Here is a 20,517-nt window from a genome sequence, read left to right as displayed (position 1 = left end):
TATCAATTGCGCTATAAAAATTGGCACCGATGGGGTTCTTCTTGGTGCTTGGGCTCCTATAAGTAATAATCCTTTTAGTATTTTAGATATTGGTGCCGGAACTGGAATCATTGCCCTGATGCTTGCACAAAGAATCAACGCTGAACAAATTGATGCTTTAGAAATTGACGAGGATGCCTATGAACAAGCAACCGATAATTTTGAAAATTCGCCATGGAGCGATCGGTTATTTTGTTATCATGCCGGTTTAGATGAATTTGTTGAAGAACCCGAAGACGAATACGATATAATTGTTTCCAACCCACCATTTTATACCGAAGATTACAGAACAGAAAAAGCAACTATATCTATTCAAACTGCCGATGCAAAAACAGTTTACAATTTTAATTCCATCAATGATTTTAAAAATTATACCGATGAAATCATAGAAGACGTAAACAATCAATCACTTGATGAAGCTTGTACCGTAACTATTACAATGTCAGTTACTGTTACTGTAAGTGGTGGTATACCTGGTGTAGTGGGCGGAGAAGTGTCAACTACTGTTTCAGGCTCAGTTACAGCTTCATGTGCAGGAGCTGTTGCTGCTGGCAAAAAACTACGTGCTAGTCTTGTAGAGATGGCACAAGGTTAAATAATATAAAAGCCCTAACTTTACAGTTAGGGCTAACTTAAAAAATAGTTATGAAAATAAACAAAATTCTTTTTTTACTTTTTTGTGGTATAAATAGTTTCTCTCAAAACTTTATTTCTGCTGGAAAAATAGACTATGAAATGATGATTTATTCAGGAACTTCATATGATAACTATACTGCTTCATTATTGTTTAATGACTCTTTTTCGAGATTTAATACTAATAGTAAAGATATTGGAGATAGAGTTACTGAAAACAAAGTGAGCGATAATAACACCTCTATTAATATCAAAAAATCAGACACTACTAATTATGCTATTTTTAATGATTTAAAAAAAGCGGTCTTGTATGCTGTAGGTGGTAATGAAGTTATTTTTGAAAATGAAACAAAACAAGAATGGGAGCTAGTAAACGAAGAAAAAAAAATAGGTAATTTAGTTTGTTTCAAAGCGACTTGCGACTTTAGAGGACGCTCATACACTGCATGGTACGCTATTTCTATTCCAATTCCGTTGGGTCCATGGAAATTTAAAGGACTACCTGGATTAATTATTGAACTTTCGGATTCCAAAAATGAAGTGATTTTTTCTGTTAAAAAAATAGAAATCCCTTTTCAAAGTGAAGTAAATGGTATAGATCCTAAATACAATTTAATATCAAGGGAAGAAGCCAAAATAATTACTAGTGCACAATTGATCAAGCAAAAAGCTAAAATGGAAGAGAGAGCTAAAATTTTGGAAAGTAAAGTTTCTAAAGGAGAGCGTTTGAAAATAAATGTATCTACGCCTATTTTAAAAAAAGGAATTGAATTAGATTAAGATGTAAAGATTTAAAAAATTAGAACATTTCGTACAAATAATACAAGAACTGACGTTAAAAAACTATGAAATTATTACTCACTTTTCTGTTATTACCCTTTTATCTACTTAGTCAAAATTCGACAAGTGAAATTGTATATTCATGTAATGTAAATAATGGAGGTTATTACAAATCAACCCCTTTCAATTTTTCAAACTGAAAATTTATTTAAGAAAACTATAAAAAGGGTTGCTGTTAAGTCCAATGATAAAAAGAATGAAGTCGATTTAAGTTTCAACTAGATTCTACAATCCCAGATGCATTAGGGATGCTTACCAATTTAAAAGAAGGTTTAATTATTGAAAATTTTTATCTTTATGTAGGATTATGAAATATGAATGACACGCTCTATGTAAAAGATAAAACGAGAATTATTGATTGGGAAGTAAGTGAAGAAACAAAAAAGATAAGTTAGTTTCTATGTCAAAAAGCCATGGGGAAATTTCGTGATAGAGTTCATACGGTATGGTTTACCAATGAAATTCCAGTAAGTTTTGGTCCATGGAAATTAAACGGATTGCCTTGTATAATAATTGGAAGCCCAAGCTAAACAAAAACATTTATGTTTTTTACTAAAAATGTAACACTAAATAAATCAAGATAAATTTATTGTTAAAAAATACACTACACCTATCAATGCTAAAGACAAGACTATTGCTATGTAAAAAAAACAGAAGAAGATATTTCAATGAAATTAAGAACTTCTTCACCTAGAGATGTAAAAATAACTAGTACAAAAACTGAAACAAAAGGAGTTGATGAAAATGATTTTATTGAAAAAAGTTTCGATGACATAAAATAAAAATAACGTATTACATTCTAATACGACGATACGAAAATGAACAAATTTCTCTTTCTCCTTTTACTAAGTTTTACCATACAAGCACAATCGACTCTGACAGGTCACATACATGACATTGCAAAAAATCCCATTCCGTTTGTGAATGTATATATAAAGCCAACCGGGAGCAATGCAATTGCTGCTTATACCACTTCTGATAAAGACGGGAATTACAGTCTGACAACAAAAAAAACAGGAACCTTTGAGCTTAGTTTTAGTGCCATGTCCTACAAAACGGCTACTTTTTCAGTAGAAATAGAGCCCAATAAAGCATCTGTACAAAACGCAGTGTTAAGTAACGAGCAACTAGTCCTCAAAGAAGTAATTGTACAGTCGGAAAGACCCGTAACTATCAAAAAAGATACAATTACGATTAATGTGAAAACATTTTTAAAAGGTAATGAAACTGTAGTTGAAGATCTACTAAGAAATTTACCTGGTGTGAATGTAGGTGACGATGGCACGATTAAAATAGGAAATAAAGAAATTGAAAAAGTAATGGTAGAAGGTGACGATTTCTTTGAACGGGGCTACAAATTACTGACGAAAAACTTGAATGCAAACACAATCGATAAAGTAGAAATTTACCAAAAATACTCTAACAATAGATTACTCAAAGGAATTGAAAACAGCGACAAAGTAGCGATCAATTTAAAACTTAAAAAAGATTTAAAATTACAGTGGTTTGGCAACATGAGTATGGGTTATGGCGTGGTAAGTGAAAATAGATATGAGCTAAGAACCAACTTAATGTCTTTTGGTAAAAAAGCTAAATACTACCTCATTGGGAACCTCAACAATACAGGAATTGATGGAACTGGTGATATTGACCAACTCATTCGACCGTTTCGAATGGATGACATAGGTACTTTGGGTGATGATGAACAGTCAAATAGTTTGCTAAGTTTAAATAGTGCAAGTCCATCTTTGAAAAAAGAAATCACCAATTTTAATAATGCCGAAATGACATCGCTTAATACGATATTTACGTTATCTCCAAAAGTTAAAATGAAAACCTTAGGCTTTTTCAATTGGGATGAAAATGATTTTTTTAGAAATGGATTCCAATCATACAAAATCAACAATACCTCTTTTACCAATACCGAAGATTATGCTTTGAAGAAAAAAAAGGTGATTGGTTTTGGGAAAATAGATTTGACTTATGATGTGTCCAAAACCAAAATGTTGGAATTTACTAGTAAGTACAACAATGGTCGACATGATAGTCAGTCTAGTTTGGTATTCAACAATGATCCTACCATTGAAAAACTTAAGGAAGACAACCAATTGATTGATCAAAAATTGGTTTTTACCAATAAAATATCCGACAAAAAAGTGTTTATTATATCTGGACGATATATCAATGAGAAATCACCACAACAATATAATATTAATTCGTTTTTGTTTCCTAATTTATTTCCTAAGCAAAGCAATACTGAAGCTTTGTCGCAAATGAGTGAAAACAAAATGCAATTTGCCGCCATCGATGGTCATTTATTAGACCGAAAAAAGAACGATAATTTACTTGAAATACAAGCGGGTTTTAAATTCCGTCATGATATTGTAAATACATCCTTGTTTTTTGAAACCAACAATACAAGCTCATTAGCTTCGCAAGATTACCAGAACCAAGTACAATACAACAGTAGCGATTTTTATTTTAAATCGAAATATTTATACAAAAAAGGGAAGTATGGCCTTGTTGCTCAAATAGATGCGCATCAACTTATTAATCATTTTTCTTCTTTTAATGTGGAGCAAAAGCAACAACCTTTTTTTGTGAATCCAAAAATTGGCATAAACTGGGAAATCAACAAAAATAACAAAGTAGTTACCTCTTATTCTTATAACACGACCAATGCTAAAATTCTTGATATCTATTCTAATTATGTACTTACAAGTTATCGCAACTTTGATAAAGGAGTTTCTAGCTTAAACCAGCTTAACGCGAGCACATTCTTTTTTAATTATGGCATAGGCAATTGGGGCAATAAGTTTTTTGCAAATTTCTCGGCGGTTTATAACAAAGACCATGATTTTTATTCCACTAACACTACTTTAGCTCCTAATTATTCGCAAACAGAAAAAATCATTATCAATAACCGTGATATGTTTAGTTTGAGTACTAATGCTGATTATTTCATTAAATATATTAGTTCCAATCTAAAACTGACTTCGAGTTATTCGAAATCCAATTATAAAAACATTGTGAATAGCACCAACTTAAGGGAAGTAATCGCAAACAATTACAATTATGGCTTTGAACTGAGATCAGGTTTTAAAGGGATTTTCAACTATCATATCGGTAGTAAATGGACAACAAGCGAAGTGGAGACATCGATTGTAAATACAAATACAAACAATATGAGTTTTTTAGATTTGAATTTTAATTTTTCTAAAAAATTCAATGTCGATATTCAAAGTGAAAGGTACTTTTTTGGCAACCTAAATAAAAACAACAACCGATATTACTTTTTAGATTTAGAATCAAAGTACACTGTTAAAGATAATAAATTATCGTTTGTTCTCTCTGGCAAAAATCTTTTCAATACTAAAAAATTCACCGAATACTATGTGAGTGATATCTCTGTATCTTCTACTGAATATCGTTTGTTATCTCGATATGTACTATTAAAGATTGACTACAGGTTTTGATGAACTTATTGAAGCAACGGAAGACGAACCGAGCGATAGCGAACTGGCGCAGCAATACGATGTAATTGTATCCAACCCTCCCTTTTATACAGAAGATTACAGAACAGAAAATGACCAACGTGATATCGCCCGTTTTGCTGATGCAATGCCTTTTGAAGAATTAATCGAAGCCGCAGATTTATTGCTTTCTGAAAACGGAATGTTCTCCGTAATCATTCCTTACAAAGAAGAAGAAAACTTTTGGCTATAGCCAATGAATAAGAATTATATCCCTTAAAAATCACTCGCGTCAAAGGAACACCAACCACGGAAATCAAACGTACATTATTTGCTTTTAGCCGAAAAGAAACAATACATTTTCCAATTGAAGAATTAATTATCGAAACCGCAAGACACGTTTACACTCCAAAATACATTGATCTAACTAGGGAATTTTATTTTAAGATGTAGTGGTTTGACTTTGTACATTAAACACATCTCTAAATTGATACAACAAACGTTCTATTAATCTTAAATCTTCGGTCACGATATCTGCAGACCCCTTCATCTCTTGCTGAAAGGGGATTTGCTTTTTATAAGAAGACTCTAATCCTTTTGACAAAGACACATCTATTAGTAAATTACCATCTTTGTCTGGCACCAAAGAAATATTACTTACTTTGCCACTCAAAACACCAAATTCCCTATCTGGAAAATTAAACAAGCGAATATTTACTTTTTGTCCCACTTTTATTTTACCGGAATTCAATACAGGAGCTTTCACTTTACCAACGTAACCTTCTTTTACGGTTGGTATAATGGAAAAAACATTGTCTCCTGAAACAATAGTTTGATTTTTGCTCCAAACTTGCAAAAAAGAAACAGTTCCTTCAACAGAGGATTTTAATGTATAAATCAATTCCCAATCTTTTATTGCTTTTTTTAATTGGTAAAAAGCCTGGGTAACATTACGATCTAAGTTTACATTTTCTCTTGTTCCATTTATTTGTGAGCTTTGACTTGACCTTGTGTTATCAATCAAGGATGATTTTAATTGAGAAATTGAAGACAATAAACTTCTATAATTCTTGTCAGCCTGAAGATATCCTAATTTTTTATTTTCAAAATCCTGCGCAGAAACAACTCCCTTATTGTATAAAATTTCAAAACGATTGACATCATTTTTTTGAAGTTGCAATTCACTTTCATTAATTGTTTTTTGTTGTTCTAATAAGCGTAAACGTTCTTTTAACTGAGCATTCTCGGAACGTTGCGAATTATTTTCCAATTGGAAAGGTTGCAATTGCGAATTTAACTCCTCGGCAATATACTCTTTTTGAAAAATAGCATACGCGTTTTCTACATCTCCTAATTGTGCATTATCAAGTAAATGAAAAGGAAATTTTGTAGTTCCGTTTAAATCAAAATGTTCCATATAGTTCTTCAAAACAAATACATCTTTATAATTGGCATTATTCTCAATTATAGCAAGTGTTGTGTTCCCTGTAGTTACTTCTTTATCTCTTACTAAAATAGCCTCGATTCTTCCCGTAGTTTTAGCCACTATCTTCTCAGGGGGAATATTAGTGGTAATTACCACCTCTGTACTAACGATATCTGGATATTTCAAAAACCAAGACACAAAAAAGAGCATCACAATGATAGCAAAAATTAAAACGGTCCCCCAGAGAATCATCCAGTGCGGAACACGAGTAAGAATATCTTGAACTTCTTCACTTCTTAGTTCGAAAGTAGTACTATTTTCTTCCATAGCTGTTAATTTCCTAATTGTAATTGATTTCTAACCAATTCAAAATAATTCCCTTTTTGTTCTACCAATTCCGAATGAGTTCCAATTTCAATGATTTTCCCTTTGTCAAGGACTACAATTTGATCTGCATTCATTACGGTACTCAAGCGGTGCGCTATAACCACTACTGTTTTGTTTTTGAAAAAGAGATCCAATTTACCCATAATTACTTTTTCATTATTAGCATCTAAAGCTGAAGTAGCTTCATCAAAAAACAACATTTCAGGGTTTTTATAAACTGCTCTAGCAATGAGCAATCGCTGCTTTTGCCCTGTACTCATTCCCATTCCTTCTGAACCTATTTTAGTATTGTATCCCAAAGGTAACCCTAAAATATATTCAGTAATATTAGCAACATCTGCGGCATATACCAGCCGCTCTTTATCAATTAAATCAACCCCTATGGCAATATTATTAGCAATCGTATCATTAAAAATAAATCCTTCTTGCATAACAGCACCTATATTAGCTCTCCAAGATTTCTGCGCAATGTTTTTGAGTTGGGTATTCCCTAAATTGATTTCGCCTTTATCTGGGGCATAGAACTTAAGTAATAATTTCATTAAAGTAGTTTTCCCGCTTCCGCTAACACCGACGATAGCCGTTACTTTGTGAGCTGGAATCTTTAAATTCAGATTATCTAATACTGGAATGTCCGAGCCTAGATAGCGGTAACATAAATCCTTTATAACAATATCACTGTTTTGCGGAATATCATGAGTTTGATTCATTTCTTGTTGTGACTCGTCTTCTTTTTCGTGAATTTCAGACAAGCGCGACAATGAAATTTTGGCGTCTTGCAGTTCTCGCACAAACTCAATAAGTTGGGTAATAGGACCATTCAAACTCCCTACAATAGAACTTATTGCCATCATCATTCCCAAGGTAATTGATCCATCAATGACCAGTTTTGCCGAAAGAAAAATGATGAAAATATTCTTTAATTCATTTATAACTGAAGAACCAATAGTTTGTGTTTGTTCCAGCACTAATCCTTTTATAGATACTCGAAACAATCGGGCTTGCACATATTCCCATCCCCAGCGTTTTTGTTTTTCGGCATTGTGTAGTTTAATTTCCTGCATACCATTAATGAGCTCCATCACTTTGCTTTGCTCCTGGCTCACCTCCGAAAATCGTTTATAATCTAGTTCTTTTCTTCTTTTAAGAAACAGAGTAATCCAACCAAAATACAGTATACTTCCTGCGAAGAAAACAAAGAAAATTTGAAGATTATAATACGCCAAAACCCCTCCCATAATAAACATATTGATAACAGAAAACAATACATTTAGAGATGAGGTAGTCAGAATTTTTTCTATACGATGATGATCGTTAATGCGTTGCATTATATCTCCAGTCATTCGAACATCAAAGAATGAAATGGGCAAGTTCATTAACTTTATAAAGAAATCTGAGATTAAGGAAATATTTATTCTAGTCGAAAGATGCAAGAGTATCCAGCTCCTAATGAGTTCTAATCCTGTCTTTCCAGCAAAAAGAAACAATTGCGCAAAGAGGACTAAATAAATAAAATGAATATTCTGATTTTGAATCCCAACATCAACAATGCTTTGTGTCAAAAAAGGAAAAATAAGTTGCAACAAACTACTAGCCAATAAACCTAGACTTAACTGAACTAAAAAAGACTTGTATCTCCATACATATTGGGATAATAAACCAAAACCAAACCCCTTATTCTCTTCCTTGTCAAATTCAGATTGAAAAAATTTCGGTGAAGCTTCTAATAATAAAGCAATGCCTTCTTGAGTAGTTTCATCGGCATTGTTCCCAATCCAAAATTTTATAAAATCGTTTTGCTCATAAATTGATAACCCAAGAGCTGGATCAGAAATATAGAATTTACCTCTTCTAATTTTATATAAAACTACGTAATGGTTTTTATTCCAATGCAAAATACAAGGCAAAGGAGCATCTAACAAATCATCAACACATATTTTGACACCTAACGTTCTAAAACCTATATTTTCAGCTGCATCGCTAAGTGTTAACAAATTAGTACCTACTCGTGTAGTTTCCGATATCTCACGTAAAATTTTAATACTAAGTAAACGACCAAAATACTTAGCAATGATTTTTATGCAAGTTGGACCACAATCCTTTGATTCAGTTTGTTTATAATTTGGAAAATTGTTAATTGCATTCATTTAAAATATCTTCATCTTCAATTAAATTATCCAAAAAATAAAAAATATCATTTCTTTCATATAAAACAGGAAATAAGTAATTGTTAATTAAAATTTGTGGCGTGTATGTTAATCCAAAAGAAATATTCTCTTCGGCTAAATCGATTATTCCATCCATTTCAGTTTCAAGTGTAAATTGGCTATATTCATTTAGAAAAATTTCTATATCGTTTCTATCATGCCAAAATTCTATTGCTTCTAAGAAAAAATCTGCTCCTTTCTTTGTATATATATTTCTGAAAATTGTAATTAATAATGTTAAATTATGATCTGCATTAATTGGTAAATAACTAAATCTTAATTGCAAAGAAATATCTGGATATCTTTTAATAATTTTTCTTATGATTTTATAGATCTCCGCACAATATCCACAATATGGATTAGTAATTAAAGAAATATTTAGTCTAGAGTCCTTACTGCCAAACCTAAACTCATCGTTTTTAATATGAAAATTATATTTTTTTTCCTGGAGCTCTCGTTTAAAAATAGAATAATTTTTTTTAAATCTAATATTCTTTACGTTCAATATATGATTTTTTTCCTTTTCATCTAAAATACTATTAATATATGCGACAAGAGAGAATATGACTAAAAAACTAAAGACAGAAATAAATAACACATCAACACTAACAATTATATTAATGAAAAATATACTAACAATCATTTGACACAAAAGAGTAACGATTATTAATAAACAAATTTTACAAAAAGTTTTTTCGATAAAAAGTTGAATATATAATGAATAACAAATTACTATTCCGGACAAAAAAGAGAGATATTTTAAGATAAAATAGTTTTCTCTAATAAATAATCCAACAAATAGTAAACCAAAAAAATAGACTAAACTAAAATCTGAGAGTTTTAATCCTATAAAATTAATTTTATCAGATTTAAAAATTTTTGTGCAACTATTATTTGTCTCAGATACTTTTCCAGAACCAGTACAAATTGAATTTATAACAGCAGATTTTCGTCCAAATTTTGTTTTAAACAATTCCAATGAAACATATAAGCCAAAAATGCTAAAAATATTAAATACAAATAAGACATGACTATGAGTAAAGAAAGAGTATCCAATGATTAAACTCATCAAAAATCTAATGAACCATTTATTATTTATCGTCAATCTGTCTGTACTATATTCATTTTCTTCATTATCATCAAAAAGTAAAACAATATTTTCAGAATCATTATACAATTTATCAGTTGAAATTTTCTCAACTTTATCATTTGATACCAAATAGTTATCATCTAATCCTTCTACAATAGTATATTTATTTTCATAAATAGTAATAAATTTTTGAGGTAGCTCAAGCCAAAATTCTTTCTCAATCTCATAAACTTCATTCTTAAAACCTAAAAATGTTAAAGTATCGCTGAATGACAATACAGAAGGGTAATTTGGATGTGACTGAAATTGAAACAAAAACTCATCTTGTGAGACTTTGAGTTTTTTATAAAAAATATCCATATTTTTAGTTGATAAGAGAATTATTCTGAAATAAATTTATCCAACTCTATTCCTGTCATTAAACCGACACTTGACCGTATAACATTCATATTATCATCTAACAAAACCATGTACGGTATCGAGCTACTAAGTTGAAAAAATATTTCAATTTGCTCGTAATTTACTGACTCTTCATTTACAAAAAGTTGTTTCCATGACATGTTTTCTTGTTCTAAAGCTTTTTTCCAAGCCTTTTCTTTAGCATCTATTGAAATAGAAACAAACTCAATATTTTTTTTATGTTGAAGGTGCATTTTTTTCAATTCTGGAATCTCTTGCCTGCAAGGTCCACACCAGCTTGCCCAGAAAACAACAACGTGCTTTTTATATTTTGTATTTAAAATTTCTGTTTTTTCGTCTTTGTTATTCAACAGTAACGGAAGTTTGATTTGTTTTCTGTCAAATCTTTTTTTGTTATACGTTTTTAATTTTTCAAAAATTTCACTCGCAACAATTCTTCCTTTAAATAAGCTTAAAAAATCTTGGTTTTGCGTTGCTGTAAAACTATTTCTATTGTTGTTTATTTGATATAATAAGTGATATGAATTTGGATACTGTTTTATTTTCGCTTCAATTTTTTCATATGTGTTTTTTGATATGTTAGTAAACATATCACCATCAGAATTAAATAATGCGTTTGTTTGATAACCCGCTTTTATTTTTGGCATTGTTACTATTTTTACCTTCTCAGGCAGTTCAACACCATCTTGTTTAAATTCAGTAAATTCTCCATCAAGTGAAATTAAAGAATCCGATAAAAAAAATTGTGAGTTGTAAGCTGAACCTTTAAATCTAGCGTTTGTTTTGAAAGAAAAAGCTCTCAAAATACCCTTTGAATCTACATGGTCGATCCCTAAATAGACAAAAGGATAAGTTTCGTTTGCACTCCAGTTATGTTCAATTGTGAATTGACCATTTTTTGTTTGTACGCTATCAATTCGATTATTGTAAACATCTTTATATAAATACAAAATGCCATCAGGTAAATTTGGAATATTACCTTTGATTCTAGTACTAGAACTCTTATCCGAGCAAGAAAAATGTATTATTAAAAATAGCCAAAAAAATATTTTGATTTTCATTTATCAATTTTAAGATTTAAAATATTTCATTAGAAACACTTAGAAATATTATTTTTAATATTGAAACAAAGACTGCATTCAAACAGTCTTTGTTCAATTTAATCATTTTTTAACATCTGGAATGTCCCCCATTTGAAGTAAGTTTTATGTTACCTAATCCGGTTTCACAATACATTTTTGGACCTAAAACTTCCATAGCAAGATCGAACAGACTAGGCTCAATTGATGTTATTCTAAGTTCTCTTTGACATGTACCTTGTCTTGTTGTCCATGATCCATCAGCACTTTGAATAGCTATACTACAACCTTGCCCACCAAGCACATTTTTCAATTCTTCTCTCGACAGTTTTTTAAAATTTTTCTTAGTTTAATTTTGTTAATATTTAAAGATTAAAAGAAATACAGAATTTTATATTTTGCCCGTGCACTGACTACTTTACAACGTCCGTATTGATTATCTAATCCAAATATACTTTGTTAATTTAGAAGAAAATAATTATAAAATAAATTTCATAGGAAAAAAATATGCGCATATATTTGTAAGAACCAAATCAACCACTAAAATGAACTTAAAAGAAATTAGAATAAAAAAAGGCTTGACGCAAAAACAAATGGCTATTAAAATGGCAATGGAGCAAACTACTTATTCTCGTAAAGAAAATGGAAAATCACCAATAACTGAGAAAGAATTCGAAAAACTATCTAATGTACTTGAAACTTCTATCGAGGAAATTAAAAAAGAAGTTCCAAATATTGTAACTAATGATAATTGTGTTATTAATGATAATGCTATCGGTCTACAAATTATTTCAATACCAAAAGATACATTAAATATTATGCTTAAGTACACCGCAAAATTAGAAGAAGAAGTTGCTTATTTAAAGCAAATTAAATTACAACATAAAAATATTGCAACTTAAGTTTTACTGAAGGATTTCATTTGACAAATAAATTATGAAAATATAAAAATATAACAATTGTTAATGCTTTTGTTATATTTCTTTATGTAAATTTGTAGCTATAAAAAGTACTAAACCATGAAACCAGACTTATTTCAATCACCAGATTATTATAACTTAGACGATTTACTAACGGAAGAACACAAACTAGTGCGTGATTCTGCACGTGCTTGGGTAAAAAAAGAAGTATCGCCTATTATTGAAGACTTTGCACAACGTGCTGAATTCCCGAAACAAATTATAAAAGGTTTGGGTGAAATTGGTGGCTTTGGTCCATACATCCCTGTTGAGTACGGCGGTGCTGGTTTAGACCAAATATCATACGGTTTAATCATGCAAGAAATTGAGCGCGGAGATTCTGGTGTTCGTTCTACTTCATCTGTTCAATCCTCTTTAGTGATGTATCCTATTTGGAAATATGGAAACGAAGAGCAACGCATGAAATATTTACCAAAATTAGCTACTGGAGAATTCATGGGTTGTTTTGGCTTGACCGAACCTGATCATGGATCTAATCCGGGTGGAATGACTACCAACTTTAAAGACATGGGTGACCATTACCTTTTAAATGGTGCCAAAATGTGGATTTCTAATGCACCGTTTGCTGATATTGCCGTAGTTTGGGCTAAAAATGAAGAAGGTAGAATTCACGGTTTGATTGTAGAGCGCGGTATGGAAGGTTTCACTACTCCAGAAACACACAACAAATGGTCGCTTCGTGCATCATCTACAGGAGAATTAATTTTTGACAACGTAAAGGTTCCAAAAGAAAACCTTTTACCAAATAAATCTGGATTAGGAGCACCACTTGGTTGCTTAGACTCGGCTCGTTATGGAATTGCTTGGGGCGCTATTGGTGCCGCTATGGATTGCTACGATACCGCTTTGCGTTATGCCAAGGAAAGAATTCAGTTTGACAAACCAATTGCAGGAACACAATTGCAACAAAAGAAATTGGCCGAAATGATTACTGAAATCACCAAAGCACAATTGCTAACTTGGAGATTAGGCGTTTTAAGAAACGAAGGAAAAGCAACAACGGCTCAAATCTCAATGGCCAAAAGAAACAATGTTGACATGGCTATCAATATAGCTCGTGAAGCCAGACAAATTTTAGGTGGAATGGGGATTACTGGAGAATACTCAATTATGCGCCACATGATGAACTTAGAATCTGTAATTACATACGAAGGGACACACGACATTCACTTGCTAATCACAGGTATGGATATTACTGGAATTCCAGCTTTTAAGTAGTAGTAAACGTTTATTAAAGTATACTTAAAAATGATAACAAAGGCTTCTTGGAAACAAGAAGCTTTTTTATCTTTACACAAAAATACCACCTATGAATATTGCCACTATAAACAATAGTATTCAATCACAAAAAGAACAATTACTGCAGCACACATTGTACAATAAAGTGAGAACAATTGAAGATTTACAATGTTTTCTAGAGAATCACGTCTACGCTGTTTGGGACTTTATGTCACTTTTAAAAGCGCTTCAGTCTAAACTTACCTGCACAGCAACGCCATGGTTTGCTACTCCAAATCCTGAAACGAGATATTTAATCAATGAAATTGTATTAGCCGAAGAGTCTGATTTGACTCTTGATGGTAAACGCTCCAGTCATTATGAAATGTATATTGAAGCCATGGAAGCGTGTCAAGCAGATACCAATGGAATCAAAGGCTTTTTACAGGAGGTAGACTCTTTGAAAAATATTTTTGTAGCGATTAAAACAAGTAATTTACATCCCAACATTAAAGCTTTTTTAGACTTTACTTTCCGAGTTATTGAAGAAGGTAAATCTCATGAAATTGCCGCTGCTTTCACTTTTGGCAGAGAAGATTTGATTCCTAGTATGTTTACTGAAATCTTAAAAAACTTTCAAGCTAATTTCCCTGAAACAGACTTGAGTAAACTTATCTATTATTTTGAAAGACATATTGAACTTGACGCTGACGAACACGGACCAATGGCCATGAAAATGATTACAGAGCTTTGTGGTACTGACGAACAAAAATGGTCAGATGTGGAGGAAGTTTCGAAAATGGCATTAGAAAAAAGAATTGGTCTTTGGGATGCTATAGAAGAACAATTAATTCCTGAAAAAATGCTAGCTGATTAGTAAAAAGTCTGCCTTAACATATTGCAAATCCTGATTCATCATCAGGATTTTTTTTTGCAGTAGCAACAATTATTCTTTTCAAATTGAAAAGTTACTTCTTGGATTTCCAAATAAAACCATCTAGTAAATAATGAGTGAATTGAGGTACTGTGAGTAAGGGAACCAAGATAAATTGCCAGCTGGAAAAATCATAATTAGCAACAGCAAACTGATCGTTCCAAACCAATATTTCCCAAAAATATTCTTCGCAAAAAGCGATAAAAACCACAAAACTAATAAAAAGAAGTACTCCTTTAGCACCGCGCAGAGAACCTAAAAAACGATATGTATTGGTAGTTTTTTTTTGAATATCATTAAGATAAATCAAAGCCATATACGGAATACCATGAGACACCACATTGAGTAACGTAAAAACCAAATCATTATTAAAATATACGATTCCGAAATACCATGATAAAAAAGTTCCTGCAATAATGGCGTTTTTTGGAATATTAAAATACTGATCTTTTACATATTTATACCCCGTAAAAACTAGATAACTTACTAGAATTAGTGCGTAAACCCAACCCAAAACACTTAAAATTCCTTGATGTTCGAGTTTTACAAAATCGTGGGGCGTGAACCAGTTGAAGGCTCTAGGTGTTGAAAAAAACCAATACAACATAGGATATCCTGTAGCGGTATAAATAACTAAAGCATCGTAAAAAGTACTCCACTTGGTTTTAACTTCTTTGCGTGAATACAAGCGCATGAATCCATATTGCTGCCTTATAAAATGAAAAACAGCTACATACGCCAAGACTGACCAAAAGACAAGGCTTCCAAAACTAAAGAGAATCATACCAATTACAAAACATAAAATCGGAAGAAAAATCAATAAAGACCATCTTTTTCGAAATACCTCTGGAACAAAATACGTTTTAAACAAGGTAGCATACACATGCGCCACATCTATAAAAACAATCAGAAACAACCAGGTATAAAAGGAAAAATGCTCCTCCACATACTGTAACGTATCTTGAAATAAAAAAACGACAGTAACCACAAAAAAAGCAGGCGCTAGAATAAAAACAACATCTGTTTTGGGCTTATCAATCCACGGCTGCTCCATCTAGAATTGTGTTTACAATGTTAATACCTTGATGAAATGCTTCTTCAAAAATTGAAATTCCAGCCAAATCAGAATGAGCAAAGAAAATCCGATTATCAATGCTAGCTGAAGCTTCTTTTTTGGCTTGACCAAAAATAAAATCCGGAACAGGACTAATCATTCCATGTCCCAAACGATGAATGTGTATGTCCTCTATAAAACTTTCAATGGTGGGATGCGCCATTTTTAAATCGTCAAGAACTATTTGTTTCCAATAGTTTTCTTTTTGGGAGTACAACAGTCGGCGGTTTTTCTTAATCTCAAGTGTTGAAAAACTATAATAATACGTAATCACTTTCTTCGGTTGGATTTGCTGTACCGTTTGGTGTTGGTCGTAGATATACCCCAACCCTTTTGAACCATAAATTACATTGTCCCAGCACAAGGGAAAACTACCATTATCTGGAAGTTCTGAAACTACGAGAGTTGCCAAAAACCAAGGCGCGTAGTGAAAATCTTTGGTGATTTTTTTTCGATCCTTAAAAAAGTATTGATTGACAAACTGAGGTGTAGCCATAATAACCTTATCGGCAATTATCTCAAGTGAAGATTGATTTTGCGCATCAAATGTGGCAGCAATTACTTTATTGTTTTCAATTTTTACATCAAATACAATGTGATTGGTTAGTGTTTTAGAATGAGTATATTTCTTTAAATGTGAAGCCAAACGTGCATTGCCTTCTGGCCAAGTAAGTACGGTATCATTTCCATCTGGAGCCGTGTCCTGCTTACGAGCTGCAAAGTAGTGAATACCGGCCCAAGCCGAAACTTCTTTGATCCCCAAACCAAAATCATCTCTACAGCAATAATCAATATAATTCAAGAGTGGTTGCGCTGTGTATCCTTCTTGCGTGATCCATTGTTGCATTGTCAATTTATCTAAAGCTCGTATGGATGGTTCCTGAGAAGATTTGGATAACGGAATATCAAAATAATACACTCCGTTCTTATCTTTACCCGCTCTAAAAGTGCTCATCTTCAAGAAAAAATCTTGAATTTGTGCATCCTCATTTGGCGTGTTTCCTGTTTTTGGTACCAAACCTTCCTGCCAATTGTTTCTATAAAACAATCTTTCATCTGGTGCAAATGTGAGTTGTTGCACATCAAATATTGGAAAACCCTTATGATCATAACCTTGAATAATGGCTTCTTCCTCTAGAAAATCAAGCAGTTCTTGATCGGATTTATTAGGTAATGGTAAGTAGTGCGCTCCTAGCGGATATTTAGAATACTTATTTTCTCCACTTGATGAATTTCCTCCCAAATGATTTTCTAATTCCACCACTAAAAAATCATGAATTCCTTTTTTTGAAAATTGCCTAGCAGCACTTAGTGCAGATATTCCACCTCCTACAATTAAATAGGGAATATGAATTTGTTTGGTTGGTTTTGGAAAGTTTTTGGTGCGCAATCGGTGCCCCAAAATATGATTGGTGCCAGACAAACGAATAAGAACCTGAATTACCTTTTCTTGACATGCCTGTAAAAATGGAACTGCTAATAAAGCTAATGCAACCGTCTTTACAAAAAAGCGTCTCGAGGTATTATAATTTTCCCCATTCTTCATCAAAGTAGCGCACTAAAATTTGGTTATCTAATCGATTGATTTCAATGTCTTTTGAAATCATATCTTTGGCAAAATAATTGAATTTATCAAACTGATAATTGTAAAAACGCAACCCTTCTACTTGCCTGTTTACGGTGTTAAAATTAGTTTGAAACCCATTCATAGCAATTGAAAATCCCCATTCTCCAAAAGAAGGAACATAGGCGTGATACGCATCCACCTGAGGAAAAACTTCCATCATGGTTTTATTGATACACCAAAACGATTTTGGAGCAAAATACGGCGAGGTTGTTTGCACTACCACCACGGCATCAGGAGTTAAAATTTGTTTGAGGGTACTGTAAAAACTCCAAGAATACAACTTCCCTAAACTGTAATTTGAAGGATCTGGAAAGTCCACCACCACTACATCATATTGTTTTTTGGTATTCTTAGCCCATACAAAAGCATCTTTGTTGAGTACTTCTACTTTGGCATTATTCAAGGAATTTTGATTGAATTTAGTCAAAACAGAATTGGTTTGAAACAACTTGGTCATTCCTTCATCAAGATCTACAAGAGTGACATGCTTTACATCTTTGTATTTCAAAATTTCTCGAACGGCTAATCCGTCTCCACCGCCTAAAACCAACACATTATCTACTTTTTTGGCCATAGACATAGCAGGATGCACCAGTGCTTCATGATATCGGTATTCATCTGTTGAACTGAATTGCAAATTATTATTCAAGTATAAGCGGTAATCGCTCTTGTTATGAGTAAGCACAATGCGCTGGTAGGGAGTTGCATTTGAGTAAATAATGTTTTCACCGTACAGTTTCCCTTCAGAATACGACAAAATAGAATTTGAAAACAAGTACACTATAAACAAGATTAAGAAAGCTCCAATGGCTTTCGTCCTTAATAGATACACGCTCTTCAATTCGGCTTTTAAAAGAAAGCACAAGGCAATGGCAATACTCACGTTGATCATCCCAAAAAACAAGGAAGTTCCCATGATTCCGAGTTTAGGAACCAACACTAACGGAAATAATATGGATGCCAATAATGCTCCGATATAATCAAAAGTAAACACATTAGAAACCAAGTCTCTAAACTGTACTTTGTCTTTTAAAATGTTCATCAACAATGGGATTTCAAGTCCCACAAGACAGCCCGTTATAAACACTAACAGGTATAAAATAAATTGAAAAGAGTATACGCTCTCAAACAGCAAGAACAGTACAACAGAACTTAAACCACCGATAAGCCCAACCAAGATTTCAATTTCTACAAAAGTGTTGAGCATGTTCTTTGTTAGGAATTTAGCAAAATAAGAACCCACTCCCATAGCGAAAAGATAAACCCCTATGATAAACGAAAACTGTTTTACCGAATCGCCTAATAAGTAACTGGCCAATGTTCCTGCAACCAATTCATATACCAAACCACAAGTTGCAATTGTAAAAACAGCAAAAAGCAGCAGGTATTCAAACTTTAAAAATTTTTTACCCATGTATTGCGGCACTAATAATCATTGAAAAACCAATAATAAGTGCACCAAAGACAATAGCTACAGCGGTATTATTTTTTTCTGTAATTTGTTTCCAAGTATTCTCGGGAGTTAGTTTTTCAATAATAAAGTACGCTATCAGCAAAATGATAATTCCTAAAAGTGAAAAAACAAGCGAGTTTAAAATAGGTTTTGAAGCGATAAAATCCATATTTGATAGTTTAAAATTAATTTATTTATGATAAAAACGGTTTACTGCACCACGTGAGTGTACAGATGACGGTTTATAATTTTCGGTAGATTCGCAATCACATAGCTGACTGCCAGAGGTGTTGTAATATAAAAACAAAGCGTAAAAAATAGCTCCTATCACAAGTGAAAGAGCATTACTGCGCATAAAATCTAAAATCTTATCCATACTTAAGAATTAAAAAAAGACTCGTTAGTTTCTCCCCATCTTTTAGCTTCGAAATTTTTCTCTATATAATACAAGATCAGTACAAAAACAACCATAATTATTAAAATGAGCCAAATATTTCTGGATGAAGGCTCGCTCCAAACCACTTTTACATTTATAAAATCACTATTCACATCTTCAGGAGCTTTCATTGGGGTGATGTTCAAATGATAGGTTCCCGCAGGAATACCACACAAATTAAACTCCTCCGAATTTGAACCTTCGGACCATGACTCACCATCTGTGTAGCCTGAATAATGCTCAATATCTTTACTAGCGTAGACTTCTTCACCTGTTTTTTCATTGATAAGTGCTACTTGAACATTGACCCACGAATTGCTCACGGGTGCATACAATTGTACCTTTAATGGTGCAGCGCTACCGGTAAGGGTAAAACTAGGACTTACAAAATCTTTAGAATTAAAGTTTGCCAATGCTAATTGGGTATCCAGGACTTCTGTTCGAACACGCTCTTTGTTCAAATACCAATTAGACACTAAAATTAATGCTAAAACACAGCATAGAGTAATGGCTAAATTACGCAAGTTAAACAGAAAAGGCTGCACCATTCCTACACCAACTTTAGTGGGTAAATAAGAAGCTTTGAAAGCTTTTTTAATTGCTGCTTTAGAAATGTGTTTCCCCAAAAAAGCATTTTGTTCACTTCCATTTCGTTCAAAAGAAAGTACTTGAGGCGGATTTATATATTCAATGAGCTCTGCTTTCTCAAAAATATCAAAGTCAAAAAAACCGCGAGCCGCTATTAATTTGGGATAAAAATAATCGTATCTGTCAAAAGTTAGTTCTTCATAATCAACCGTTAATGGATGATTCCCTACTTTTGAAGCAAATTCTATTTCTTCAAGAATGATCCAGTGCCCATCGGCTTCGGATAGATATAAAAAATTTTCTTTGCCTTGCAGGATGTATTCCGTCCATTCAAATCCTTCATTTTCTTTGACCAAAATCCCCGTAATGGTGTAATCGGTATTGTTAAAAATACCTACTTGACCCACTTGTAATTGATCTGAAAATGTAAATGGTCTTAATTGATCTTTAAATCGTAAACCATCTCGTTCTTGATAAACATAAACGCAATTGGTACACGCATAGATTTTTACATCAAAGTTTAGATCTAATTGTGTGGTATGATTGCAATTTGTACAGGTAACTTCCATACGT

Annotated in this window: 15 protein-coding genes and 4 pseudogenes; 8 read left to right on the top strand and 11 right to left on the bottom strand. The window is 32.5% G+C overall.

Annotated elements, in window-relative coordinates:
• Positions 1-13: 13 nt before the first annotated feature.
• The 5 genes and pseudogenes from IQ05_RS06590 to IQ05_RS06570 form a co-directional block, all read left to right on the top strand.
• Positions 14-331: pseudogene (locus tag IQ05_RS06590) on the top strand (tRNA1(Val) (adenine(37)-N6)-methyltransferase); the annotation flags it as partial.
• A 353-nt stretch (positions 332-684) separates the two neighbouring features.
• Complete coding sequence (locus tag IQ05_RS06585; protein WP_144891248.1) at positions 685-1,452, top strand: GLPGLI family protein; 768 nt, start codon at positions 685-687, stop codon at positions 1,450-1,452.
• A gap of 467 nt (positions 1,453-1,919) precedes the next feature.
• Positions 1,920-2,042, top strand: a pseudogene (locus tag IQ05_RS06580) (GLPGLI family protein); the annotation flags it as partial.
• Positions 2,043-2,330: 288 nt separating this feature from the next.
• Complete coding sequence (locus IQ05_RS06575) at positions 2,331-4,988, top strand: carboxypeptidase-like regulatory domain-containing protein (protein ID WP_144891244.1); 2,658 nt, start codon at positions 2,331-2,333, stop codon at positions 4,986-4,988.
• Positions 4,981-5,438: pseudogene (locus tag IQ05_RS06570) on the top strand (tRNA (adenine-N(6)-)-methyltransferase); the annotation flags it as partial. The gene IQ05_RS06575 and the pseudogene IQ05_RS06570, both read left to right, overlap by 8 nt.
• Here IQ05_RS06570 and IQ05_RS06565 read toward each other — a convergent pair.
• The 5 genes and pseudogenes from IQ05_RS06565 to IQ05_RS15625 form a co-directional block, all read right to left on the bottom strand.
• The gene (locus tag IQ05_RS06565) at positions 5,428-6,738 is read right to left on the bottom strand and encodes an HlyD family secretion protein (RefSeq protein WP_144891242.1); all 1,311 of its coding nucleotides are present in this window, start codon (positions 6,736-6,738) and stop codon (positions 5,428-5,430) included. The pseudogene IQ05_RS06570 and the gene IQ05_RS06565 sit on opposite strands and share 11 nt — an antisense overlap.
• 5 nt (positions 6,739-6,743) lie before the next feature.
• Positions 6,744-8,945 (bottom strand): peptidase domain-containing ABC transporter, encoded by a 2,202-nt coding sequence (locus IQ05_RS06560; protein WP_394345195.1) that lies wholly within the window; start codon positions 8,943-8,945, stop codon positions 6,744-6,746.
• Positions 8,932-10,455 carry a vitamin K epoxide reductase family protein gene (locus IQ05_RS06555; RefSeq protein ID WP_144891240.1) on the bottom strand — a complete coding sequence of 508 codons (1,524 nt, stop codon included), beginning with the start codon at positions 10,453-10,455 and terminating at the stop codon, positions 8,932-8,934. Before IQ05_RS06555 ends, IQ05_RS06560 begins: the two co-directional genes overlap by 14 nt.
• 20 nt (positions 10,456-10,475) lie before the next feature.
• Entirely contained in the window at positions 10,476-11,576 is a 1,101-nt protein-coding gene (locus IQ05_RS06550; RefSeq protein WP_144891238.1) for an AhpC/TSA family protein, read from the bottom strand.
• Positions 11,577-11,685: 109 nt separating this feature from the next.
• Positions 11,686-11,937 (bottom strand): annotated as a pseudogene (locus tag IQ05_RS15625) (bacteriocin-like protein); the annotation flags it as partial.
• 202 nt (positions 11,938-12,139) lie between these two features.
• Between IQ05_RS15625 and IQ05_RS06540 the strand changes: the two are divergent.
• From IQ05_RS06540 to IQ05_RS06530, 3 genes are all read left to right on the top strand, one after another.
• Positions 12,140-12,496: a helix-turn-helix domain-containing protein gene (locus IQ05_RS06540; protein WP_144891236.1), complete on the top strand. Its 357-nt coding sequence runs from the start codon at positions 12,140-12,142 to the stop codon at positions 12,494-12,496.
• A gap of 117 nt (positions 12,497-12,613) precedes the next feature.
• Positions 12,614-13,792: an acyl-CoA dehydrogenase family protein gene (locus tag IQ05_RS06535; RefSeq protein ID WP_144891234.1), complete on the top strand. Its 1,179-nt coding sequence runs from the start codon at positions 12,614-12,616 to the stop codon at positions 13,790-13,792.
• A gap of 91 nt (positions 13,793-13,883) precedes the next feature.
• Positions 13,884-14,669, top strand: coding sequence for a DUF3050 domain-containing protein (locus IQ05_RS06530; protein WP_144891232.1), 786 nt, complete (start codon positions 13,884-13,886; stop codon positions 14,667-14,669).
• A gap of 91 nt (positions 14,670-14,760) precedes the next feature.
• On the opposite strand, the gene IQ05_RS06525 is transcribed toward IQ05_RS06530, so the two are convergent.
• Genes IQ05_RS06525 through IQ05_RS06500 form a run of 6 tightly spaced genes read right to left on the bottom strand, consistent with a single transcriptional unit; the run spans position 14,761 to position 20,513 of the window.
• Positions 14,761-15,780 (bottom strand): hypothetical protein, encoded by a 1,020-nt coding sequence (locus IQ05_RS06525; RefSeq protein WP_144891230.1) that lies wholly within the window; start codon positions 15,778-15,780, stop codon positions 14,761-14,763.
• A complete protein-coding gene (locus IQ05_RS06520; RefSeq protein ID WP_144891228.1) occupies positions 15,761-17,386 on the bottom strand; it encodes a flavin monoamine oxidase family protein in 1,626 nt (541 codons plus the stop codon). Before IQ05_RS06520 ends, IQ05_RS06525 begins: the two co-directional genes overlap by 20 nt.
• On the bottom strand, positions 17,364-18,881 hold the full coding sequence (locus IQ05_RS06515) for a polyamine aminopropyltransferase (protein ID WP_144891226.1): 1,518 nt from the start codon (positions 18,879-18,881) through the stop codon (positions 17,364-17,366). The genes IQ05_RS06520 and IQ05_RS06515 overlap by 23 nt, the downstream gene beginning before the upstream one ends.
• Positions 18,874-19,089 (bottom strand): DUF350 domain-containing protein, encoded by a 216-nt coding sequence (locus IQ05_RS06510; RefSeq protein WP_144891223.1) that lies wholly within the window; start codon positions 19,087-19,089, stop codon positions 18,874-18,876. The genes IQ05_RS06515 and IQ05_RS06510 overlap by 8 nt, the downstream gene beginning before the upstream one ends.
• Before the next feature lie 21 nt (positions 19,090-19,110).
• A complete protein-coding gene (locus tag IQ05_RS06505) occupies positions 19,111-19,296 on the bottom strand; it encodes a hypothetical protein (protein WP_144891221.1) in 186 nt (61 codons plus the stop codon).
• A gap of 2 nt (positions 19,297-19,298) precedes the next feature.
• Positions 19,299-20,513: a DUF4178 domain-containing protein gene (locus tag IQ05_RS06500; RefSeq protein ID WP_144891218.1), complete on the bottom strand. Its 1,215-nt coding sequence runs from the start codon at positions 20,511-20,513 to the stop codon at positions 19,299-19,301.
• Positions 20,514-20,517 lie beyond the last annotated feature (4 nt).

It is taken from the genome of Flavobacterium tiangeerense (genome assembly GCF_007830355.1).
Classification (GTDB): Bacteria; Bacteroidota; Bacteroidia; order Flavobacteriales; family Flavobacteriaceae; genus Flavobacterium; species Flavobacterium tiangeerense.
The sequence above is the reverse complement of the archived record's forward strand: the minus strand, read 5'-3'. Positions and strand labels throughout refer to the sequence as shown.